17 protein-coding genes are annotated in these 18,572 nt (G+C 36.4%); 3 read left to right on the top strand and 14 right to left on the bottom strand.

The annotated features are described in order from the left end of the window. The first annotated feature begins 7 nt into the window (after nucleotides 1-7). Nucleotides 8-682: a permease gene (locus MKY09_RS06750; protein WP_342567926.1), complete on the top strand. Its 675-nt coding sequence runs from the start codon at nucleotides 8-10 to the stop codon at nucleotides 680-682. A 590-nt stretch (nucleotides 683-1,272) separates the two neighbouring features. Here the strand turns inward: MKY09_RS06750 and MKY09_RS06745 are convergent. The 8 genes from MKY09_RS06745 to citZ all read right to left on the bottom strand — a co-directional run bounded on the left by MKY09_RS06745 (nucleotide 1,273) and on the right by citZ (nucleotide 10,739). Continuing rightward, nucleotides 1,273-2,649 (bottom strand): IS4 family transposase, encoded by a 1,377-nt coding sequence (locus MKY09_RS06745; RefSeq protein WP_169360310.1) that lies wholly within the window; start codon nucleotides 2,647-2,649, stop codon nucleotides 1,273-1,275. Between the two features lie 356 nt (nucleotides 2,650-3,005). Continuing rightward, entirely contained in the window at nucleotides 3,006-4,220 is a 1,215-nt protein-coding gene (locus MKY09_RS06740; RefSeq protein ID WP_298471395.1) for an ATP-grasp domain-containing protein, read from the bottom strand. A 12-nt stretch (nucleotides 4,221-4,232) separates the two neighbouring features. Continuing rightward, nucleotides 4,233-5,765 carry an ATP-binding protein gene (locus MKY09_RS06735; protein WP_251553364.1) on the bottom strand — a complete coding sequence of 511 codons (1,533 nt, stop codon included), beginning with the start codon at nucleotides 5,763-5,765 and terminating at the stop codon, nucleotides 4,233-4,235. Further along, the gene (locus MKY09_RS06730; protein WP_169360330.1) at nucleotides 5,762-6,472 is read right to left on the bottom strand and encodes a response regulator transcription factor; all 711 of its coding nucleotides are present in this window, start codon (nucleotides 6,470-6,472) and stop codon (nucleotides 5,762-5,764) included. Before MKY09_RS06730 ends, MKY09_RS06735 begins: the two co-directional genes overlap by 4 nt. Nucleotides 6,473-6,543: 71 nt before the next feature. Then, on the bottom strand, nucleotides 6,544-6,975 hold the full coding sequence (locus MKY09_RS06725; protein ID WP_342567925.1) for a MaoC/PaaZ C-terminal domain-containing protein: 432 nt from the start codon (nucleotides 6,973-6,975) through the stop codon (nucleotides 6,544-6,546). 280 nt (nucleotides 6,976-7,255) lie between these two features. Beyond that, nucleotides 7,256-8,194, bottom strand: a complete 939-nt coding sequence (mdh, locus tag MKY09_RS06720) for a malate dehydrogenase (RefSeq protein WP_298471387.1) — start codon at nucleotides 8,192-8,194, stop codon at nucleotides 7,256-7,258. A gap of 82 nt (nucleotides 8,195-8,276) precedes the next feature. After that, nucleotides 8,277-9,542: an NADP-dependent isocitrate dehydrogenase gene (gene icd, locus MKY09_RS06715; protein ID WP_169360315.1), complete on the bottom strand. Its 1,266-nt coding sequence runs from the start codon at nucleotides 9,540-9,542 to the stop codon at nucleotides 8,277-8,279. Between the two features lie 81 nt (nucleotides 9,543-9,623). Next, nucleotides 9,624-10,739 (bottom strand): citrate synthase, encoded by a 1,116-nt coding sequence (gene citZ, locus MKY09_RS06710; protein ID WP_169360316.1) that lies wholly within the window; start codon nucleotides 10,737-10,739, stop codon nucleotides 9,624-9,626. Between the two features lie 191 nt (nucleotides 10,740-10,930). Between citZ and MKY09_RS06705 the strand changes: the two genes are divergently transcribed. After that, nucleotides 10,931-11,905 carry an AI-2E family transporter gene (locus MKY09_RS06705; RefSeq protein ID WP_342567924.1) on the top strand — a complete coding sequence of 325 codons (975 nt, stop codon included), beginning with the start codon at nucleotides 10,931-10,933 and terminating at the stop codon, nucleotides 11,903-11,905. On the opposite strand, the gene MKY09_RS06700 is transcribed toward MKY09_RS06705, so the two are convergent. The 6 genes from MKY09_RS06700 to MKY09_RS06675 form a co-directional block, all read right to left on the bottom strand. Continuing rightward, the gene (locus tag MKY09_RS06700; protein ID WP_342567923.1) at nucleotides 11,883-12,275 is read right to left on the bottom strand and encodes an FxsA family protein; all 393 of its coding nucleotides are present in this window, start codon (nucleotides 12,273-12,275) and stop codon (nucleotides 11,883-11,885) included. The genes MKY09_RS06705 and MKY09_RS06700 overlap by 23 nt on opposite strands. 94 nt (nucleotides 12,276-12,369) lie before the next feature. Beyond that, the gene (gene pyk, locus MKY09_RS06695) at nucleotides 12,370-14,130 is read right to left on the bottom strand and encodes a pyruvate kinase (protein WP_342567922.1); all 1,761 of its coding nucleotides are present in this window, start codon (nucleotides 14,128-14,130) and stop codon (nucleotides 12,370-12,372) included. A gap of 37 nt (nucleotides 14,131-14,167) precedes the next feature. After that, complete coding sequence (pfkA, locus tag MKY09_RS06690) at nucleotides 14,168-15,127, bottom strand: 6-phosphofructokinase (protein ID WP_169360320.1); 960 nt, start codon at nucleotides 15,125-15,127, stop codon at nucleotides 14,168-14,170. 71 nt (nucleotides 15,128-15,198) lie between these two features. Beyond that, nucleotides 15,199-16,164, bottom strand: a complete 966-nt coding sequence (gene accA / locus MKY09_RS06685) for an acetyl-CoA carboxylase carboxyl transferase subunit alpha (protein WP_342567921.1) — start codon at nucleotides 16,162-16,164, stop codon at nucleotides 15,199-15,201. After that, nucleotides 16,158-17,027 carry an acetyl-CoA carboxylase, carboxyltransferase subunit beta gene (gene accD / locus MKY09_RS06680; RefSeq protein WP_169360322.1) on the bottom strand — a complete coding sequence of 290 codons (870 nt, stop codon included), beginning with the start codon at nucleotides 17,025-17,027 and terminating at the stop codon, nucleotides 16,158-16,160. The genes accA and accD overlap by 7 nt, the downstream gene beginning before the upstream one ends. Continuing rightward, nucleotides 17,028-17,645, bottom strand: a complete 618-nt coding sequence (locus MKY09_RS06675; RefSeq protein ID WP_298471398.1) for a GntR family transcriptional regulator — start codon at nucleotides 17,643-17,645, stop codon at nucleotides 17,028-17,030. 401 nt (nucleotides 17,646-18,046) lie between these two features. Between MKY09_RS06675 and MKY09_RS06670 the strand changes: the two genes are divergently transcribed. After that, the gene (locus MKY09_RS06670; protein ID WP_342567920.1) at nucleotides 18,047-18,451 is read left to right on the top strand and encodes a hypothetical protein; all 405 of its coding nucleotides are present in this window, start codon (nucleotides 18,047-18,049) and stop codon (nucleotides 18,449-18,451) included. Nucleotides 18,452-18,572 lie beyond the last annotated feature (121 nt).

Raw genomic sequence — 18,572 nt, 5'->3', positions numbered from 1 at the left:
TAAATCGATGATCGGAATAAGCATTGCAACGAAGTGGGAATACGAAGCGACCTTGGAATACTTTAGCATAAAAAATAACGAACGTTTCAGTTACCCATACGGTGAGTATTTCATAAGAACAATCAATGATACTGAACTTGTTTTTTATAGTACGGGTGTAAGAAAAGTAAATGGTGTTAGTGGCAATCAGTATATGATTTCTAAATTTAATTTAGCTAAAGTCATCGTTGCTGGAACATGTGCAGGAATAGACGAGAAGTACAGTAATTTGGATATTTTTGTACCCAATAAAGCCGTTCAATATGATTGTACAGTAAAAGAAATTGAGCCATTTATTAAACAATCCTTCATAGTCGATATTGATTTAACTAGATATGGAGGAGATGATTTTTATACAGGAACAATTGGCACTGCTGATAAAGCAGTAGTCATGTGGGAGGACTATTTAGAACTTAAAGAAAACGAAATAACAATAGCCGATACAGAAGCGAGTGCAATTGCTTATATCTGTAAGAAGAATGATGTTGAATGTATTATTATTAAAGGAATATCTGATTTTCCAACAGATGAAAGTAACACTGATAAACTCCAATCGAACATGGAACAAATTAATGTTTATTTAGAAAATACGCCCAAGGTTATGAACAAAATATTTGGAAACTATTTAAAAAGATTTATTTAAATAAATTTCAAGTTTCTTAGAACTTCATTGCAAGGGAAACGTATTTAAATAAATTGGTAGGCTAGTTTGGAGGGGGATTTATGCTCTATGATAACATCAGTCAGTTCTTAATAAATTTATTCATTTGGTGGGGTTTCCTACTCATCTTTCAAAGATTGAACAATCGTTATCCCAAAAATAACACTTGGAAAAAAGATATAATATCAACTTTCATTCAAAGTATGGTAGTCTTACTTGTTTTGTTTCCTGTTTTATCTTTCATTTTATAATCGTGTGTTAGATATACTTTGATAATTTTGGTGAAGTTGCTTGTTCAAATGAGGAGCATTTTAATAGATGAAGTTAAAGTAAACTTAAAGATAATGTTTGTAGCAAGCAATTTATAATGTTTTCTTTTGGGCCACCCCTCCTATGATTGTAGCGCAGGCGGCGACTCCTGTGGGATGACATAGCTATCAAGTTAAGAAAAATTTACGTCATTCACTCTCATATGAACTGGTATTTTTGAAAATTAGACCATATGAAATTAACACTTTTTGGTTTAACCAAAAAATGTAAGTTTAATTTCTTTCTATACAGGGCATAGAATACTAACTGTAATTTGCACCGAGTATAATCAATGGATCCTTTTCAGGTGGCCCTTTTGTTTTCAATGCATGTTTACAAAGAGCACCATGAAACCTTTTCAGTACCCCATTGGTAAGCTTGGTGTATTTTTTTATGCTTTCAAACATCAAGCGAATAAAGCGTAGTGCAACTGAGATGCCCTTTTGAATGCTTATCTCTATTCTAGATTTCTCTAGCAAGAATAAACGTGCCTGATAAGTTGTTGTAGTTGTGATTAGAAACAATAATAAATGAGCGAAAAAATGACATAGGACACGTTCTTCCTTTATCTGTTTATAAAAAGTGGTCGGGAAATTAGATTTCCATCCTTTAAACAATAACTCGATCTGCCAGCGCAATCGGTAAAGGTCCATCACTTTCTCAGCTGGGATAGTATCCGGGAGGTTTGTCATAATAATCGTCGCCCCATCTAGCGCTCTTACGTGCTCCTTTGTCTGGTAACGTGAATGTTTACGTTTATACTGATCACTTTTATCTTGTTCCTCTGTATGGCGATACAAAATTAAACGGGTAGGGAATTTATAGTCATACCCCACATAAACTTCCTCCCATTCCCTTACGGAGCCACGCTCCATTTGTTCCAGGTGCTCTGCCAAAGATTCCTTCTGATAAAAAGAGGATTTGACGACCCTGCCATCGGCATGGTAACGAGGGTTGGGATTCCCTGTATAGATAGAACAATCTGGTCGAACTCTAGAGACGAAATAGCCCCCGGACTCATCAATTTTTTGGAAGGTGGGTAGATGGAAATAACCCAAGTCTTGTAGAAATAAATCGCCAGGTGAGACCGTCTCTAATCGATTCTTCCCATATAGAGAATCGTTTTCCTTTCCGTTCATCCAGTCAGCCAATATGAACTGTCCTGTCAGGAATTCATACTCCAGTTGGCATTTTAATTCGGCTCGATAGACGCCAGGAAAAGTCTCCTTCAAATCCGAAGGAAGGGAATGGATGGTCGCGTCTATTATACGGATCCTCTCACAAAATTTTCGTAGTTCGTCACTGATCGGCAACTGATAATTTAACTCCACTTGTATAAAATGTTCCAAACACTTTTTTAGAAATACAATTAATTCTTTATTTAAACGTTGGTTTATTGCCTCTGGAGTCATAGAAATATGACAGGTTTCTTCTAATGACAGGCTGAGCTCGCGTAGCGAACTGCCGGCCAGGTTTCCGCAATGATAAAGAAGGATGTGGAGAAATGAATACGCATCAAGCTTTCGTTTTCGTTTGATCCATCCTGATTCTTTGGCCCAACAATCCAACTTATCTGGGGAAAATAGTTTATACAATTGTTCCATTAAGAGTTTCCATTCGTCTAAATCTGTTTTTTTCATGTGAAGCACCTCCTGTTGGTTAGTTTTCTATACCAACCTCGAGGGTTTTTATAAACTTCTTAACTTGATAGCTATGCTGTGGGATGAGTGAGACAGATAAGACATCACAACCACGCGCGTTAGCGATGGGTGATGGCTTATCGCTCACCCCACGGAAAGCGTCCGCCTAGAGCGGAAATCTGCCTCACTACCTCCTACTTTTCATTTAAACCTAGTACTAGACTGAAATCCATAGCCATAATTAAAAGGCCAGCAATAAATGCTAGCCTTTTAAAGTATTTCATTTGGAAAAGGGGGTCTATCTAAACTCTATCAAAGCAATGTAAATGGCATGTGAATTTCTTGTAAAAATTTACTTACCACTGATTATTTTTGTACTTTTTATAATAATTCACCTGACGAGCCATCAAATATAACTTACGTTTGAAATGCTTGTCCCCTTTATAAAACAACGGGTTACCCCACTTACCTTCCCCTAACAGCAAACGAATTTCCTGCTGGATAGATAGATTATCCACAAATTTCTTCAACACTATTTTAGGAACAACCGTAAATAGGTAATGTTCATTTAATAGCGTCAAAGGCTTTTCTTTGTTATAAATAACGTCATCCACAATATATCGTGCCATATTATGTCCCAGTGCAGTTACATAATAGCTTGATCTACCTTGTCTAATATTTACTTCAAAAACTTTATATTTTCCGTCTCGCTCATCGTATTTTAAGTCGAAGTTAGCAAAGCCAACGTATCCAACTGCCTCTAAGAAGTGTTGAAGCTTTTTCATTAACTCTTCATCGTAACGAGTAATAAGAGCAGTATAATTTCCGATTGCAGTCACTGTATGCTCTTGTAAAACTACTTGAGCAAGTGTACTTAGCTGTGCCTGCCCTTTTGAGCTAACATAAAATACAGAATCCCACATGTAAGTATCGTCTCCAGGAATATAATCCTGGATGATCAAATCTTCCTCATAGCCGCTCTCATTTACTTTGCGAATAACTTCATCTAATTCTTGCTGAGACTCTACTCGGTATACTTTTTGTTGACCAGCAAATTTATGCTTATAATATTCTACGCCGTTACTAGGCTTAATGATTAACGGGAAAAGCACCTCTTCAGTAAAAGGTTGTTTTTTAGAGCATGAGTAGAAATATGTTTTAGGTGTGTCGATTCCATGCTCTTCACAAAGCTTATAAAAGTTCGATTTTACTAAAAGGTTGTTCATTAGATCCTCGGTCATATAGTTAAACACATACATTTCTTTTAAAACGTCTGCATTCTCAATGATTAAACGAACATAAAAATCATTCGTGCCGATTAATAGTAACTGCTTATCTGCTGTTTTATATTTTTTTGCTACTTCTGTCAAAACGGATACAAAAGCAGATTGGTCCCATAAGTTTGAGTGTATTTCAATATGTTCAATGACACTGCTTAATTTAGTGAAGGACATTTCTTCTTTACCTACTAAAATTGGTTTAATACCATACTCCTCGTGAAAGGAAATGGACATATTGTATGCGTTCATATCTGTCCCAATTATAATAGGGATAAAGGGTTGATTATTCATGATGGACCTCCATTAACTTTTCGTGAGTGGAATATACACAGTAAAAGCCGTACCTTTTCCAATCTCACTTTCAACTTTTATTAAACCATGATGAGCTTCCACAATATGCTTGACGATTGCCAAGCCTAATCCTGTACCACCTGAATTACGACTTCTTGCACGGTCCACTCGATAAAAACGTTCAAATATGCGTTCTACCTCTTCTTCCTTAATACCAATTCCTTGGTCCTTAATTGTGAAGTAACCATATTTTTTGTCTTTTCCTATATTCACCGTGATGAAGGTATTTTCTGATGAGTAGGTAATAGCATTGGTCAATAAATTCATCATAATTTGCATAATTCGGTTGGAATCTCCCAGTACCTCTACCTTCTCATCTAAGGTTAGAGTTAATTCCATATTTTTTTCTTCTAATAAATGATTAGTCATTTCCATGCTTTGCATGAGTACATCATATAGTCTTACTTTACTTAACTTAATTTCATACCCTGCTTGTTCTACTGTTGATAGGTCTAATAAATCATTAATAAGCATTTGAAGACGATTGCTTTCCTTGTATATGATTTCTAAAAATGATAATAACGTATCTTCTTTTTTATAGGCACCATATAAAAGGGTTTCAGAAAATCCTTTAATGGAAGTCACAGGAGTTTTTAATTCGTGTGAAACATTCGCAACAAAGTCTTTTCTTACCTGCTCCAGTTTGATCAATTCAGTGACATCATGAAATACTACGACAATCCCAAGCCATCTTCCATGCTCCCCAATTACAGGAGCACCGTATGCTACGAGGTGGTATGTACTTAAATTACGTTGTATTTCAATTTGTTCCTTGCTTAGCATTTCCGTCAAAAACAGCTTTTCTATAAACGTTTCTATTTGTTCGGGTAATCCAATTTTACGAAATTGTTTTCCGTCTACTTGTTCAAAGCTTAGCTGCAACTGGTTAAGAAACGAGCGATTAACTATACTCACTACTCCGCTGCGGTCTATCATGATTAATCCGCTTCCCATATTCTCAATGAGCGTTTTTAATCGTTCTTTTTCGGTTTCACGCATGATAGATATATCTTGAAGATTTCTAGCTAATATATTAATCGAATTTGTAAGCTTGGACATTCCTGAAAAACCATCCTCAAAAGCTCGTATTCGATAATTTCCTCTAGCTAGCTCCATTGCAGTTTCCGTTAAGTGCTCAACTGGCTGCGAGTATCTTTTCATTATATTAAAGCTAATGATTAAAGCAATTAGATAAGCTAATATAAGGATAAACGCTAATGCAATCCATAAATTCATTTGAATAAAATTCACATCTTCTTCTAACAAAGAAGCATTTAAATGATTAATGATTTCTTGTCTTTCCTCGGAAGTGATATTTGTTGTACTTATATAACTTTCGATATCCTCAATTTTCCCATCAATACTCGTACTAGTAGTACGCTCGATAAAAATAGGAAATATTTGAGCCAATACTAAACCGACTCCAAGTAAAATTAGTCCGATTAAAATAGAATAAATACGAAATATTCTATTGTGAAAACTCATATTGACTTTGGCTCCTCAAACTTGTATCCAAGCCCTCTAATGGTTTTAATATACATAGGCTTACGGCTATTTTCTTCAATTTTATCTCTAAGGTGACTAATGTGAACATCTACAATCCTTGTATCACCCGCAAAATCGTAATTCCATACTGAGCTTAACAGCTGATCACGAGTTAACACTCTATTTTTGTTTTCAATTAAATACACTAGCAGCTCAAATTCTTTTGGGGTAAATTCTAAGGGCTGGTCATTCAAAAGAACTTCAAAGCGATCAGGAAATATTTTTAAACCGCCAAAGGTATAGTTGTCATCCGCATTTTTCTTTTGATGCTCGGATGTTAATACACTTCTACGAATCATCGCCTTTACTCTCGCAGTAACCTCTCGAGGGCTAAATGGCTTTGTCATATAGTCATCTGCTCCTAGTTCGAGTCCAAGCACTTTATCAAACTCTTCCCCTTTGGCTGTCAGCATGATTATAGGTGTTTGTATCTTTCTTAGCCTTAGCTCCTTACACACTTCCATACCATCTAGATACGGTAACATCCAGTCCAGAACGATTACATCTGGCTTTTCCTCCACAGCATAATTCAAGCCTTCACGCCCATCAGCAGCAGTAATAACTTGAAAACCAGCTTCCTCTAAATTATATTTCAATAAAGTTACAATCGAACTTTCATCATCTACTACTAATACTTTTTTCATTATCCTAGCCTCCATAGTCGATTTGAAACCCCCATTCCAAATCAGCCAACTAAACCGATACTTATTATAGTATGTTAAGGTTGTAAAGTGGGAGGAGCTACAAGAAACTTACCTTGTAAGACTGTTTCCTTTTCCTCGTTACGGTCTTCAACTTCTATACTAACTTCATTTTTATGTACATTAATATCGGTAATTACAAACGTAAATGTTATTAAGGAATAATGGTACGCAGGTACAGGAAACGTAATCTCTTGCCTATAAACATGAGAACCTGGACCAGGAAGATATTTGGATATTGCAGAAGTTACAATACCAGTCAACATAATCGTAGGTACAATTGGTTTTTCATATTCTGTTTTGGAAGCAAAATCATGTTGAATATAAAGAGGATTGTTATCATTTGTCAATCCTAAGTATAGTAGTATATCTTTATCCTCGATTTTCTCTGTGATAGACAGTTTTTCTCCGATGATTAAATCTTGTATACTCTTTCCGATTCTAGACATTCTCCCTAGCAATTATGTTTCAACTCCCTACATTTAAGTTACCTATATCTTATCAATAATTATTAGAGGAACGCAACAAACGATACTACTATATTCACGTATGGCTGAATACACTCTTTTCAACAGACGTTCCTTAGGAAGAAATGTTGCATTAGGTTACGTCCATTAAACAGAAAGTGTTTCATATTTAATTGAGAATGCGCCATATATTAAAATGATTAAGTTTAACTGCATAACAAAAAATGAGTGAGAAATTAATCTCACTCATTAGATCAGACTATTAAGCTAAAACCTTCATTACTGCTTTTACTGCATCAGCAGATTTACTTAACAGATTTTTTTCTTCTTCCGTCAGATCAAGTTCTATAATCTTCTCAATGCCACCTGCTCCTAGAACGGTTGGAACTCCAAGGTAAATACCTTCCATACCATATTCCCCTTCTAAGTATGCAATGGATGGAAGAACACGTTTTTGATCCTTTAGGATAGCCTCTGCCATTTCTACAAGTGAAGCAGCGGGTGCATAGTATGCAGAACCATTGCCTAAAAGGTTAACAATTTCTGCTCCACCTTTACGAGTGCGATCCACAATAGCCTCCAGGCGATCTTTATCCATTAGTTTTTCTAAAGGTATGCCGCCAGCATATGAGTATCTTACAAGTGGAACCATGTCATCGCCATGACCTCCAAGAACAAAACCAGTTACGTCTTTAACAGATAGGTTTAATTCCTGTGCAACAAATGTACGGAAACGGGCAGTATCTAACACTCCCGATTGACCGATCACTCTTTCCTTCGGTAGACCGGATTCCTTAAAGACAGTATATGTCATAGCATCTACTGGGTTGGTTAATACTAAAATCGTTGTATTTGGAGAATATTTTATAATTTCTCCAGTAACAGCTTTCATTACTTTTTGGTTTGTCTGAACTAAATCGTCACGGCTCATGCCAGGCTTACGTGCAATACCTGCAGTAATAATTACTAAATCCGAATTCTTCGTATCTTCGTAATTAGAAGTACCGATAATACTAGCATCGAATCCTTGAACTGGTCCAGCCTCCGCCATATCTAAAGCTTTGCCTTTAGTAGGGCTTTCAGCTTGTGGTATATCCACTAATACGATATCTCCCAATTCTTTTTGTGCCAATAGGAACGCTGTAGTAGCACCTGTAAACCCGCTACCGATAACTGAGATTTTATTACGTTTCATTGTCATGTCGTAACTCTCCTTTTGTCCAAAATTGGAAAAGAGAGGAATTAATCCTCTCTTTCGTTAAACCAAATTTCATAACTTCCGATTAAAGATTTTTAATCAATTCGTCAGCAAACTCTGAACACTTAACTTCTTTAGCGCCATCCATTAGACGAGCAAAGTCGTAAGTTACTACTTTAGATTCAATTGTTTTTTCCATGGAATCCATGATTAGTTTAGCAGCTTCGTTCCAGCCAAGGTGTTCAAGCATTAATACACCAGAAAGGATTACTGAAGATGGGTTAACTTTATCTAAACCAGCATATTTTGGAGCTGTACCGTGAGTAGCTTCAAAAATAGCATGTCCAGTTACGTAGTTAATGTTAGCTCCAGGAGCGATACCAATACCACCAACTTGTGCAGCAAGTGCATCAGAGATATAATCTCCATTTAAGTTCATAGTAGCAACTACATCGAACTCTTTTGGACGAGTTAAGATTTGTTGTAAGAAGATATCAGCGATTGAATCCTTAACTAGGATCTTACCAGCTGCAATTGCATCCGATTGAGCTTTGTCAGCTGCTTCAGTACCTTGTTCTTCTTTAATTTTATCGTATTGGTTCCAAGTGAATACTTTGTCACCAAATTCTTGTTCAGCCACTTCATAGCCCCAAGTTTTGAAAGCTCCTTCAGTGAACTTCATGATATTTCCTTTGTGTACTAATGTTAAAGAAGTACGACCTTCTTTAATAATGTAGTTTAATGCAGCACGCACTAAACGTTTAGTACCTTCTTCAGAAATTGGTTTAATACCGATACCTGAAGTTTCTGGGAAACGGATGTTTTTAACACCGAATTCTGTTTGTAAGAACTCGATTAGTTTTTTAGCATTGTCTGTACCTTTTGCATATTCAATACCAGCATAGATATCTTCTGTGTTTTCACGGAAAATAACCATATCAGTGTCTTCAGGACGTTTAACTGGAGATGGAACACCAGTGAAATAACGAACTGGACGTAGGCAAGTGTATAGGTCTAATTCTTGACGTAGAGCTACGTTTAATGAACGAATTCCTCCACCGATTGGTGTTGTTAAAGGTCCTTTAATAGCGATTAAGTACTCATTGATTACGTCTAAAGTTTCTTGTGGTAACCATTCACCAGTTTGGTCGAATGCTTTTTGTCCTGCAAGTACTTCTTTCCATTCAATTTTCTTTTCGCCGTTATAAGCTTTTTCTACTGCAGATTCTAATACGCGTGAAGCTGCTGCCCAGATATCAGGACCTGTTCCGTCACCTTCGATAAATGGAATGATTGCTGTGTTTGGTACGTTAAGTACACCGTTTTCTACTGTAATTTTACCAGATGTCATTATTATTTCCTCCTACTATCATAATCATAGGGCCAATAACACACCATGTGTTTTAGCCCTAATCTTTACAAACAATTGATATTATCGTTCTTCGATTGGAACGTATTTTTGCATACCAGGTCCAACGTATTCTGCACGTGGACGGATTAAGCGGTTGTCTGAATATTGCTCAAGAATATGAGCTACCCATCCAGATACACGAGAAACTGCAAAAATAGGTGTAAATAAATCATGATCAATATTTAATGAATGATACACAGATGCTGAATAGAAATCTACATTTGGTGGTAAGTTCTTTTGACCAGTTACGATTTCTTCAATGCGTACAGACATATCATATAATTTTGACTCTCCGCGAAGAGCTGTTAGTTTTTTAGACATTTCACGTAAGTGTTTTGCACGAGGATCACCTTTTCTATAAACGCGGTGACCGAAGCCCATGATTTTCACTTTGTTGTCTAATTTATCTTGAACATAGCTATCTACGTTTTCAAGAGTATCAATTTCAGTTAACATTTTCATTACTTGTTCGTTTGCTCCACCATGAAGTGGCCCTTTAAGAGCACCGATAGCTGAAACAACACCTGAGTAAATATCAGAAAGAGTTGCTACACAAACACGTGCAGTGAATGTAGATGCATTTAATTCATGGTCTGCATGAAGTACTAATGCTTTGTTAAAAGCTTCTACTTCAATTTCTTCTGGCATCTCACCAGATAGCATATATAAGAAGTTTGCAGCGTAGCCTAAATCAGATTTAGGAGCTACTGGCTCTAATCCTTTACGTACACGAGAAAATGCAGTTACTAAAGTAGACATTTTAGCTTGTAACTGGATAGCTTTAAGGTAGTTTGCTTCCTCGGACATATCCTCTGCAGAATCATCATATAATGCTAGCATAGATACAGCTGTTCTAAGAGCAGTCATTGGATGAACTTTATCAATAGGATATGTTTTGAAATGATTTAAAACTTCTTGAGGTACTGCCATGTTATCAGCAAGTTGCTGTTTTAGCTCTGCTAGTTCTGAAGCATTTGGCAGACGTTTATGCCATAAAAGGTAAACTACCTCTTCAAAACTTGCATTGTTCGTTAAATCATCAATATCATAGCCGACGTATGTAAGGGTGTCATCAATAATAGAGCTTATTGCTGACTGTGTCGCTACGATTCCTTCTAAACCACGAGTTGACGTCATTAGTAATCTCCCCTTCTACAGAAAAACTGCATTATCTACTTGTCTCGTAAATAGAGTTTTACCTGTATTTAATATGTACCTTTAAATTGCTTACTCTCGTATTATAATCAATTTTGGCTATTTTGTGAATGAAAACGCTTAAAATTATTAAAAAATAACTTTTCAATCAATTTATACTGAGAAAAGAATGGATGAATATAGTTAGTTTTCAAATAAACAAGAAAGATATTATATCTTATTGGATGCCAATTGGAATCATTGGATTAATCCTTTTCATTGCTTACCCTTTAACGTTATCTATCCTGTGCGGTTATCTATTATTTCCAACGTCTAATTTCTTTCACAAGAAACTCAGGCTGCCAATTATAGTGAGTGTACTATTAACAGAGGTAATTATATTAAGTAGCTTTTTACTTTTCGTATATTTTATCTTTCAATCATTAGTCACGCTTATACCTCTTCTGCATGAGCATCTTTTATATTTACCTTTTGATGACTTGCAAAAGCATCCTATATTTCTAATGTTTGAAGACAAGTTCCAAGAGCTATTAAACACCATTTTAAATAATTTATTGGTGAATCTTACTCATCTGCCTACCTATGTTTTTGAAGTACTTCTTTTTAGCATTGGACTTTTTTTTTCGTTGTATGAGTCTACAAAGAATAGACTTTGGTTCCTGATCTATTTCCCAGTGAAAACAAGAGAATTCTTTCATAAAGTAGTCATGAAGTCTTCGGAGGTAGTTAATAGCTTTTTGGGCGTGGAAGTGAAGTTATTGTTAATTACATTTATTTTACTTTCTATAGGCTTTAACGTGCTTGGTCTACATAACCCGATAAAAAATGCTTTTTTAATTTCTTTAGTAGATAGCATACCTTTTCTTGGGACTGGCATAATTTTAATACCTATGAGTATTTATTTCTTCCTGCTAGACGCGAAACTATTTGGCAGTATTATTTTATTGCTTTATATTTTTGTGCAGCTTACAAGACATATAGTAGACAATTTACTTTGGTCGGCTTCTATGCAGATTAAAGCTGTCCATGTATTCTTTTTAAGTGCTGCGGCAGTATTAATATTTGGCTTTGTTGGTATTCTATTCAGCCCATTCATCTATTTAATAGCTAACAAATGGGGAGGGTCTATGAAGACTTCATCACGATGACTTGACCATTTTTCATCTTTTTCTTAACCCATCTATAAAACAAAGGTTTGAACAGCTTACGCGTTGGTGAGAACAACAATAAAAACCCAAGAATATCAGAGATAAATCCTGGTAGTATTACTAAAATAGCACCAATGAAAATACATATTCCATTAATCGCTGATTCACCCGGTGCTTGGTAGTTTTTCACACTATCCGAAACCTCGCGGAAAGCTTTCATACCTTGACGCTTTGCTACAAAACCACCAATAATTCCAGTGGCCATGATTAGTAAAAGTGTATTGAAAGCTCCTAATGACTTACCTGCTAAAAGTAAAATATACAACTCAACTGCAGGAACTACTATAAACAAACCTATGATCCATTTCATAAAGACACCGTCCTTCTATACTAAGTATAAAACAAGTGCCTCACTTTATGTGAGGCACTTGTCTTGAAAATATATAAATTCTTAGAATATCTAATTAAATAATGCTAGCTTGCCCGCTGTAGATTACACCACTTTCAGCATCTAACGTAAGCTCTTGACCATTTTCTATTAGTTTCGTTGCATCTTGAACCCCAACTATTACAGGAATTCCAAAGCTTAAACCTACGACAGCAGCATGACTTGTTAAGCCACCTTCTTCTGTGATCAAGCCTTTGCAATTCTCAATAGCAGGAACCATATCTTTGTCAGAACCAATGGTCACGATAATACTATTACTTGTATCTTGACCTTCTAGTTCCTTTGCGTTATTAACAACGATTGCTTTACCAAAGGCAGTTTTCTTTCCGATACCTTGCCCCTTAGCCACCATGTCTCCAATAACATGAACTTTCATTAAGTTAGTAGTACCTGCTTGTCCAACTGGAACTCCTGCAGTGATTACCACTAAATCTCCGTGTGTCACATAATGCTGTAAAATACTTTCCTCCACAGCAATTTCTAGTACCTCATCCGTGGAATGTGCTTTCTTTCCAACTATCGGATACACTCCCCATACTAATGTAAGCAATCTAGATGGTTTTACAGTAGATGTCACAGCAATAATAGGCACACCAGGTCTAAATTTAGAAATCATTTTAGCTGTATGTCCACTTTCTGTCGGAGCAATAACCGCTTTAACCTTTAAGTTAATGGCAGTATGAGCAACCGCTTGCCCTATTGCATCTGTCAGATTAACTTCTCTTGCCTTGCTTAGTTTGTTAACAATAGCACGATAATCAATTGCATTTTCGGTACGTTTTGCGATTTTATCCATCGTCTGAACTGCTTCAAGTGGATATAGCCCAGCAGCTGTCTCACCAGAAAGCATAATAGCATCTGTACCGTCAAAGATTGCGTTTGCCACGTCACTTGCTTCTGCACGTGTAGGACGAGGATTTCTTTGCATAGAGTCTAACATTTGTGTCGCAGTAATAACCGGCTTACCTGCTTCGTTACATTTTTGAATAAGTGATTTTTGTACTAGTGGAACTTCTTCCGCAGGAATCTCTACTCCAAGATCTCCCCTTGCAACCATTAAGCCATCAGAAACTTGAAGGATTTCATCAATATTATCGACACCCTCTTGGTTTTCAATTTTAGGTATGATTTGAATATGAGATCCATTATTATTTTCTAAAAGTTCACGGATTTCCTGTACATCTTTAGCTCTACGAACAAAAGAAGCAGCAACGAAATCCACATCCCGTTCAATACCAAAGAGAATATCTTTTGCATCTTTTTCTGTAATACCTGGTAATTGCACAGAAACTCCTGGTACGTTAACACCCTTGTTATTCTTTAAAGTTCCAGCGTTTTGTACATACGTATGAATAATTCCATTTTCTAAATCTATTCCCTTCACGATAAGCTCGATCAGCCCATCATCAAGTAATATAATAGACCCTTCCTGTACATCCTCTATTAACTTTTCATAGGAAATAGAGAAACGCTCATTATTGCCTAGCACTTCTGTCATAGAGATATCAATGGATTGCCCAGATGCTAGTTCAATTCCATCATTTTCCATCTTATGTGTGCGAATCTCAGGACCTTTCGTATCCAGTAAGATTCCAACAATTTTGTCTAATCTTTTAGCTACTTTTTTAATACGTTCGATTCTTCCAGCATGTTCTTCATGGCTACCATGAGAAAAGTTTAAGCGAGCAACATTCATGCCAGCTTCTATTAGCTTTTCTAATGTTTCCTCTGATTCACTTGCTGGTCCAATTGTACAAACTATTTTAGTTTTTCTCATACATCTAATCCTTCCTATTGCTGTAATTTATGTAATCTTAAATAGACAACTCTTTAGATAAGCGATACATTGCTTGATCAAATTCTTCCGTTTTTTCAAAGGCTTCCGTCATATCATAGTCTACCACTTGATGATTTTGTATTCCAATTGCACGGCCTCCAGTACCAGCCATTAACACTTCTACAGCTTTTGCCCCAAATAAACTCGCCAACACACGATCTCGTCCTGTAGGAGAACCACCGCGTTGAATATGCCCTAACACTGAAACTCTCGTCTCAATATTAGCATGCTCCTTAAGTTTTGCAGCAAATTCCTGTCCACTCATTACACCTTCTGCTACTACAATAATACTATGTTTCTTTCCACGTGCCGTTCCACTTTCTAAGCGTTCCACTACCTCTGTAATATCCATCTCTACCTCAGGAACGATAATGGTTTCTGCTCCTCCTGCAAGCCCAGCCCATAAAGCTAAGTCTCCAGCATCTCTTCCCATGACTTCAATGATAAAGGTGCGATCATGTGAAGTGGCAGTGTCTCTAATTTTATCAATACATTCAATTACTGTATTAAGCGCAGTATCAAAACCTAATGTATAATCAGTTCCTGGAATATCATTATCGATAGTACCTGGAATCCCAACACATGGGAACCCGTTCTTTGTAAGAGTCATAGATCCACGGTAGGATCCGTCTCCCCCAATAATCACGAGTCCATCAATTTCATTAGCCTTCAACTGTTCAATTGCCTTTAATTGGCCTTCTTCTGTTCTAAATTCTGGACATCTCGCAGAGTAAAGCTTTGTTCCACCTCTTTGGATGATGTCACCAACAGAACCCAGATCCAGCTTTTCCATTTTTCCTTCTATTAATCCTTGATAGCCATGTAAAATACCGACAACTTCAATACCTTCAAATATGGCCTTTCTTACAACTGCTCGAATTGCAGCATTCATACCTGGAGCGTCTCCGCCACTAGTTAATACACCAATACGTTTCATCTCTCTATCCCCTCCAAACTTACCTCTATTAACTATAAGTGTAACATGAGAAACTTTCAAAAAAAATGCGTCTATAAAGACGCATTTTCTTTAAATTGACCAATTTGCTTAAATTTTTTGTAGCGTGTTTCTACTAATTCTTCTGGTGAGAGCATGGATAGTTCTCTTAATGAGCTAACAAGCACGTCCTTCATGTACTCTGCTTGCTTTTCAATATCTTTATGTGCTCCTCCATGAACCTCTCTTATAATTGTATCAATTATATTCATTTTTTTTAAGTCTGGAGCGGTAATTTTCATCGCTTCTGCTGCTTCCTTCGCGAGCGAGGCATCCTTCCAAAGAATAGACGCAGCTCCCTCCGGTGAGATAACAGAGTAGGTAGAGTTTTCAAGCATATGAATATGGTTAGACAAACCTAACGCTAACGCTCCTCCACTTCCTCCTTCTCCGATAACAACGCTAATTACAGGTACCTTTAGGCCAGCCATCTCTACTAAATTTCTAGCAATTGCTTCACTTTGCCCTCTTTCTTCAGCAGCCTTACCTGGATAGGCACCCTTTGTATCTATAAAACAAATGATCGGACGATTAAACTTTTCTGCTTGTTTCATCAAACGAAGTGCTTTGCGATATCCTTCAGGATGAGGCATACCGAAATTCCGTTTTATATTTTCCTTTGTATCTATTCCCCGCTGATGCCCAATTATAGTAATTGGATTTCCGTTCAACAGTGCTATTCCAGCTATAATAGCAGCATCATCGCCGTATGAACGATCTCCATGAAGCTCTATGAAATTAGTAAACAACCGTTGTATATAATCTCTAGTAGTAGGACGGCCTGGATGTCGAGCTACTTGTACTCTATCCCATGGCTCCATATTCTCATATATATCCATCTCTAGTTTTTTTAGTCTCTCTTCCAGCTTTTCAATCTCAATAGACATATCTACTTCTGCTGTTGCAGTGTACTCTTTAATTTCTTCTATTTTATTTTTAAGCTGTACGATTGGCTCCTCAAATGGAAGTACCTTTACCATACGACTACCTCCTTTTGAACATGTAAGTTAACTAGATTCGCTACCGTGTCTCTCATTTCTTGTCGGTGTACAACTGCATCCAGCTGACCATGCTCCATTAAAAATTCAGCTGTTTGAAAATCGTCTGGCAGCTTCTCACGAACGGTTTGTTCAATGACTCGTCTTCCAGCAAATCCGATAAGTGCACGTGGTTCTGCTAGATTAATATCTCCGACTGAGGCAAAGCTTGCGGAGACTCCTCCAGTAGTTGGGTGAGTTAAAATAGAAATATATAATAAACCATGGTCGCTATGTCTTCTTAAAGCAACAGATGTCTTTGCCATCTGCATTAAAGACAATACGCCTTCTTGCATTCTTGCTCCACCGCTCGCTGTATAAATGATAAAAGGAACTTTCAGCTCCGTTGCTTTTTCAATTGCTCTCGTAATTTTTTCGCCGACTACCGATCCCATAGATCCCATACGGAAATGGGAGTCCATTACTGCCACTACAACCGTATGTTCCTTCAGTTTCCCAATGCCAGTTAACACTGCCTCATTCAAGCCTGTTTTGTTAGAATCTGATTTAACCTTTTCCGTGTAGCTAGGAAAATTTAATGGATTTACTGTTTCTAAATGATCATCCATTGAAACAAAGGTGTCTTCATCTAGAAAAATATCAATACGTTCTTGAGCTGTCATTTTCATATGATGTTCACAGGAAGGACAAACCTTTAAGTTTTTCATAAGATCCTTGGTGAAAACATTCTTCCTACACTCCGGACATTTAACCATAATTCCTTCAGGAACATCATGTGCTTTCTCCGATGGTATAGTCGCATATTTTCTTTTTTGGTTCTTTCTAAATATATCTCGAATGCTCATTTAAACATCTCCCCTGTTTAGTAACAATAGCCAATCCTCAAAAAAAGAAATTCCTTTTTTCTCATCTCCTAGCTTTATACATTCTAGCAATTGAGTCCAAATTCCTTTCTCTTCTAAAGTCATGTAGCTACGATAAGGCTCTCCACCATATTGCTTCAATAAAAACCAAATTTTCAAGCCAAGGCGATTGTCCGATAAGATTAGGATTTCTCTAATAATGTCTTCTCTTTGCACTTCTTCCACCTGCAATTTTTCTATAAAAGCATCCCAAATTAAAAGTTTATGTAGCTTTTCGGAAAGACATACCTTTCTAATAGCATCTTTTTCAAGTGCCTCTCTTGTGATATGGACATCTTCCTTAGGCTTAGCCTCCTGCAGAATAAAGGTCGATAGCACTTCTACCAGTTTATGTTTTCGATAATCTGAAAGAAAAGTTCCTTCTCCCCTTCTAGTCTCTATTAAGCCTAGTAATTCCATGCTTCGAAGTGCTTCTCTTACGGAAGATCTTCCAACTTGTAGTCGTTCTGCAAGCTCTCTTTCCGAAGGTAATTTTCCACCAATAGGTACTTTTTCATCATGAATAAGCTGTCTCAGTTGTTTTACAATTTCCAGAAACATTTTTCTTGAGGCCTTATCTGAATTCAAACTACATCACTCTTCCATAAATTACAAAGTGGTCAGACCACTTATAAATAATAGGATACATAAAATCTTCCATTACGTAAAGAAAAAACATTAATTACTTTATTTATCAAAGATTATTTGAGTGCAGAAAACAAATGTTGTGGCAACTAATTCACCAAACGTCGGCAAAAATAAAAGTATCTCATTGATTAACAGATATGGTGACACGTATACCCTACGTCTGTTTAAAATCAGCTCACGTCAACTGGATATTTATGTTAAAATTAAATCGAGTTTGTGAAGTAGAAATTGAGTAATTGAGCGTTTTTTCTTTTAAGGAAAAGTTCTTTATAGGTATGAAAAAGAGTGAGATTCATTGAAGGGGGAATATATATATGAAACTTAGTCAAATTATATCTTTTACAATCAGTGTATTCTTTTCAATAGTTTTACTTATTTTGTGTTTTTTGAGGAAACTATTATTGACTACCTATACACCAGTCACTTATAGCATGGAAGAGTTGAAATTATTCATTTTTTTAGCAGCATTAACAACTTTTTTTTTCGTATTAACCCTGATATTTGCGTCAAAAATACAATTGATAGTAATGACGGTTATTTACTGGATTTTATTTGTTCCTAATTTCATAGCATATATTAAAAGAAATATTAATTTCCCAGATTATGAAATGCTTAAATTCCTGGATGAAACGATGTTAGTAATATATTTATTTCCTTGTATTTTAGGAATTATTTTATTAGTAATCAATAAATCAGATAAAAAAATGGCTATCCGATAAGAATATTCTAGTTAATCAGGAAGGGTGCAAGGACAATGAATAGATTTGTATTACCACACATGTATTTGTTTTTTGGAATCATATTATTTATTTTGGCGCAGTTCACCGTTCCAGCAGGAAG

This window comes from Psychrobacillus sp. FSL K6-4046 (genome assembly GCF_038624605.1).
Taxonomy (GTDB): domain Bacteria; phylum Bacillota; class Bacilli; order Bacillales_A; family Planococcaceae; genus Psychrobacillus.
This window is presented reverse-complemented; position numbering and strand designations above follow the sequence as displayed.

Bases quoted from the DNA above. Each gene is read 5' to 3' on its own strand.
- MKY09_RS06750 (WP_342567926.1), top strand. From the start codon at position 8: ATGATCGGAATAAGCATTGCAACGAAGTGGGAATACGAAGCGACCTTG.
- MKY09_RS06745 (WP_169360310.1), bottom strand. From the start codon at position 2,649: ATGAAAAAAACAGATTTAGACGAATGGAAACTCTTAATGGAACAATTG.
- MKY09_RS06740 (WP_298471395.1), bottom strand. From the start codon at position 4,220: ATGAATAATCAACCCTTTATCCCTATTATAATTGGGACAGATATGAAC.
- MKY09_RS06735 (WP_251553364.1), bottom strand. From the start codon at position 5,765: ATGAGTTTTCACAATAGAATATTTCGTATTTATTCTATTTTAATCGGA.
- MKY09_RS06725 (WP_342567925.1), bottom strand. From the start codon at position 6,975: ATGTCTAGAATCGGAAAGAGTATACAAGATTTAATCATCGGAGAAAAA.
- mdh (WP_298471387.1), bottom strand. From the start codon at position 8,194: ATGACAATGAAACGTAATAAAATCTCAGTTATCGGTAGCGGGTTTACA.
- icd (WP_169360315.1), bottom strand. From the start codon at position 9,542: ATGACATCTGGTAAAATTACAGTAGAAAACGGTGTACTTAACGTACCA.
- citZ (WP_169360316.1), bottom strand. From the start codon at position 10,739: ATGACGTCAACTCGTGGTTTAGAAGGAATCGTAGCGACACAGTCAGCA.
- MKY09_RS06705 (WP_342567924.1), top strand. From the start codon at position 10,931: ATGAATATAGTTAGTTTTCAAATAAACAAGAAAGATATTATATCTTAT.
- MKY09_RS06700 (WP_342567923.1), bottom strand. From the start codon at position 12,275: ATGAAATGGATCATAGGTTTGTTTATAGTAGTTCCTGCAGTTGAGTTG.
- pyk (WP_342567922.1), bottom strand. From the start codon at position 14,130: ATGAGAAAAACTAAAATAGTTTGTACAATTGGACCAGCAAGTGAATCA.
- pfkA (WP_169360320.1), bottom strand. From the start codon at position 15,127: ATGAAACGTATTGGTGTATTAACTAGTGGCGGAGACGCTCCAGGTATG.
- accA (WP_342567921.1), bottom strand. From the start codon at position 16,164: ATGGTAAAGGTACTTCCATTTGAGGAGCCAATCGTACAGCTTAAAAAT.
- accD (WP_169360322.1), bottom strand. From the start codon at position 17,027: ATGAGCATTCGAGATATATTTAGAAAGAACCAAAAAAGAAAATATGCG.
- MKY09_RS06675 (WP_298471398.1), bottom strand. From the start codon at position 17,645: ATGTTTCTGGAAATTGTAAAACAACTGAGACAGCTTATTCATGATGAA.
- MKY09_RS06670 (WP_342567920.1), top strand. From the start codon at position 18,047: ATGAAACTTAGTCAAATTATATCTTTTACAATCAGTGTATTCTTTTCA.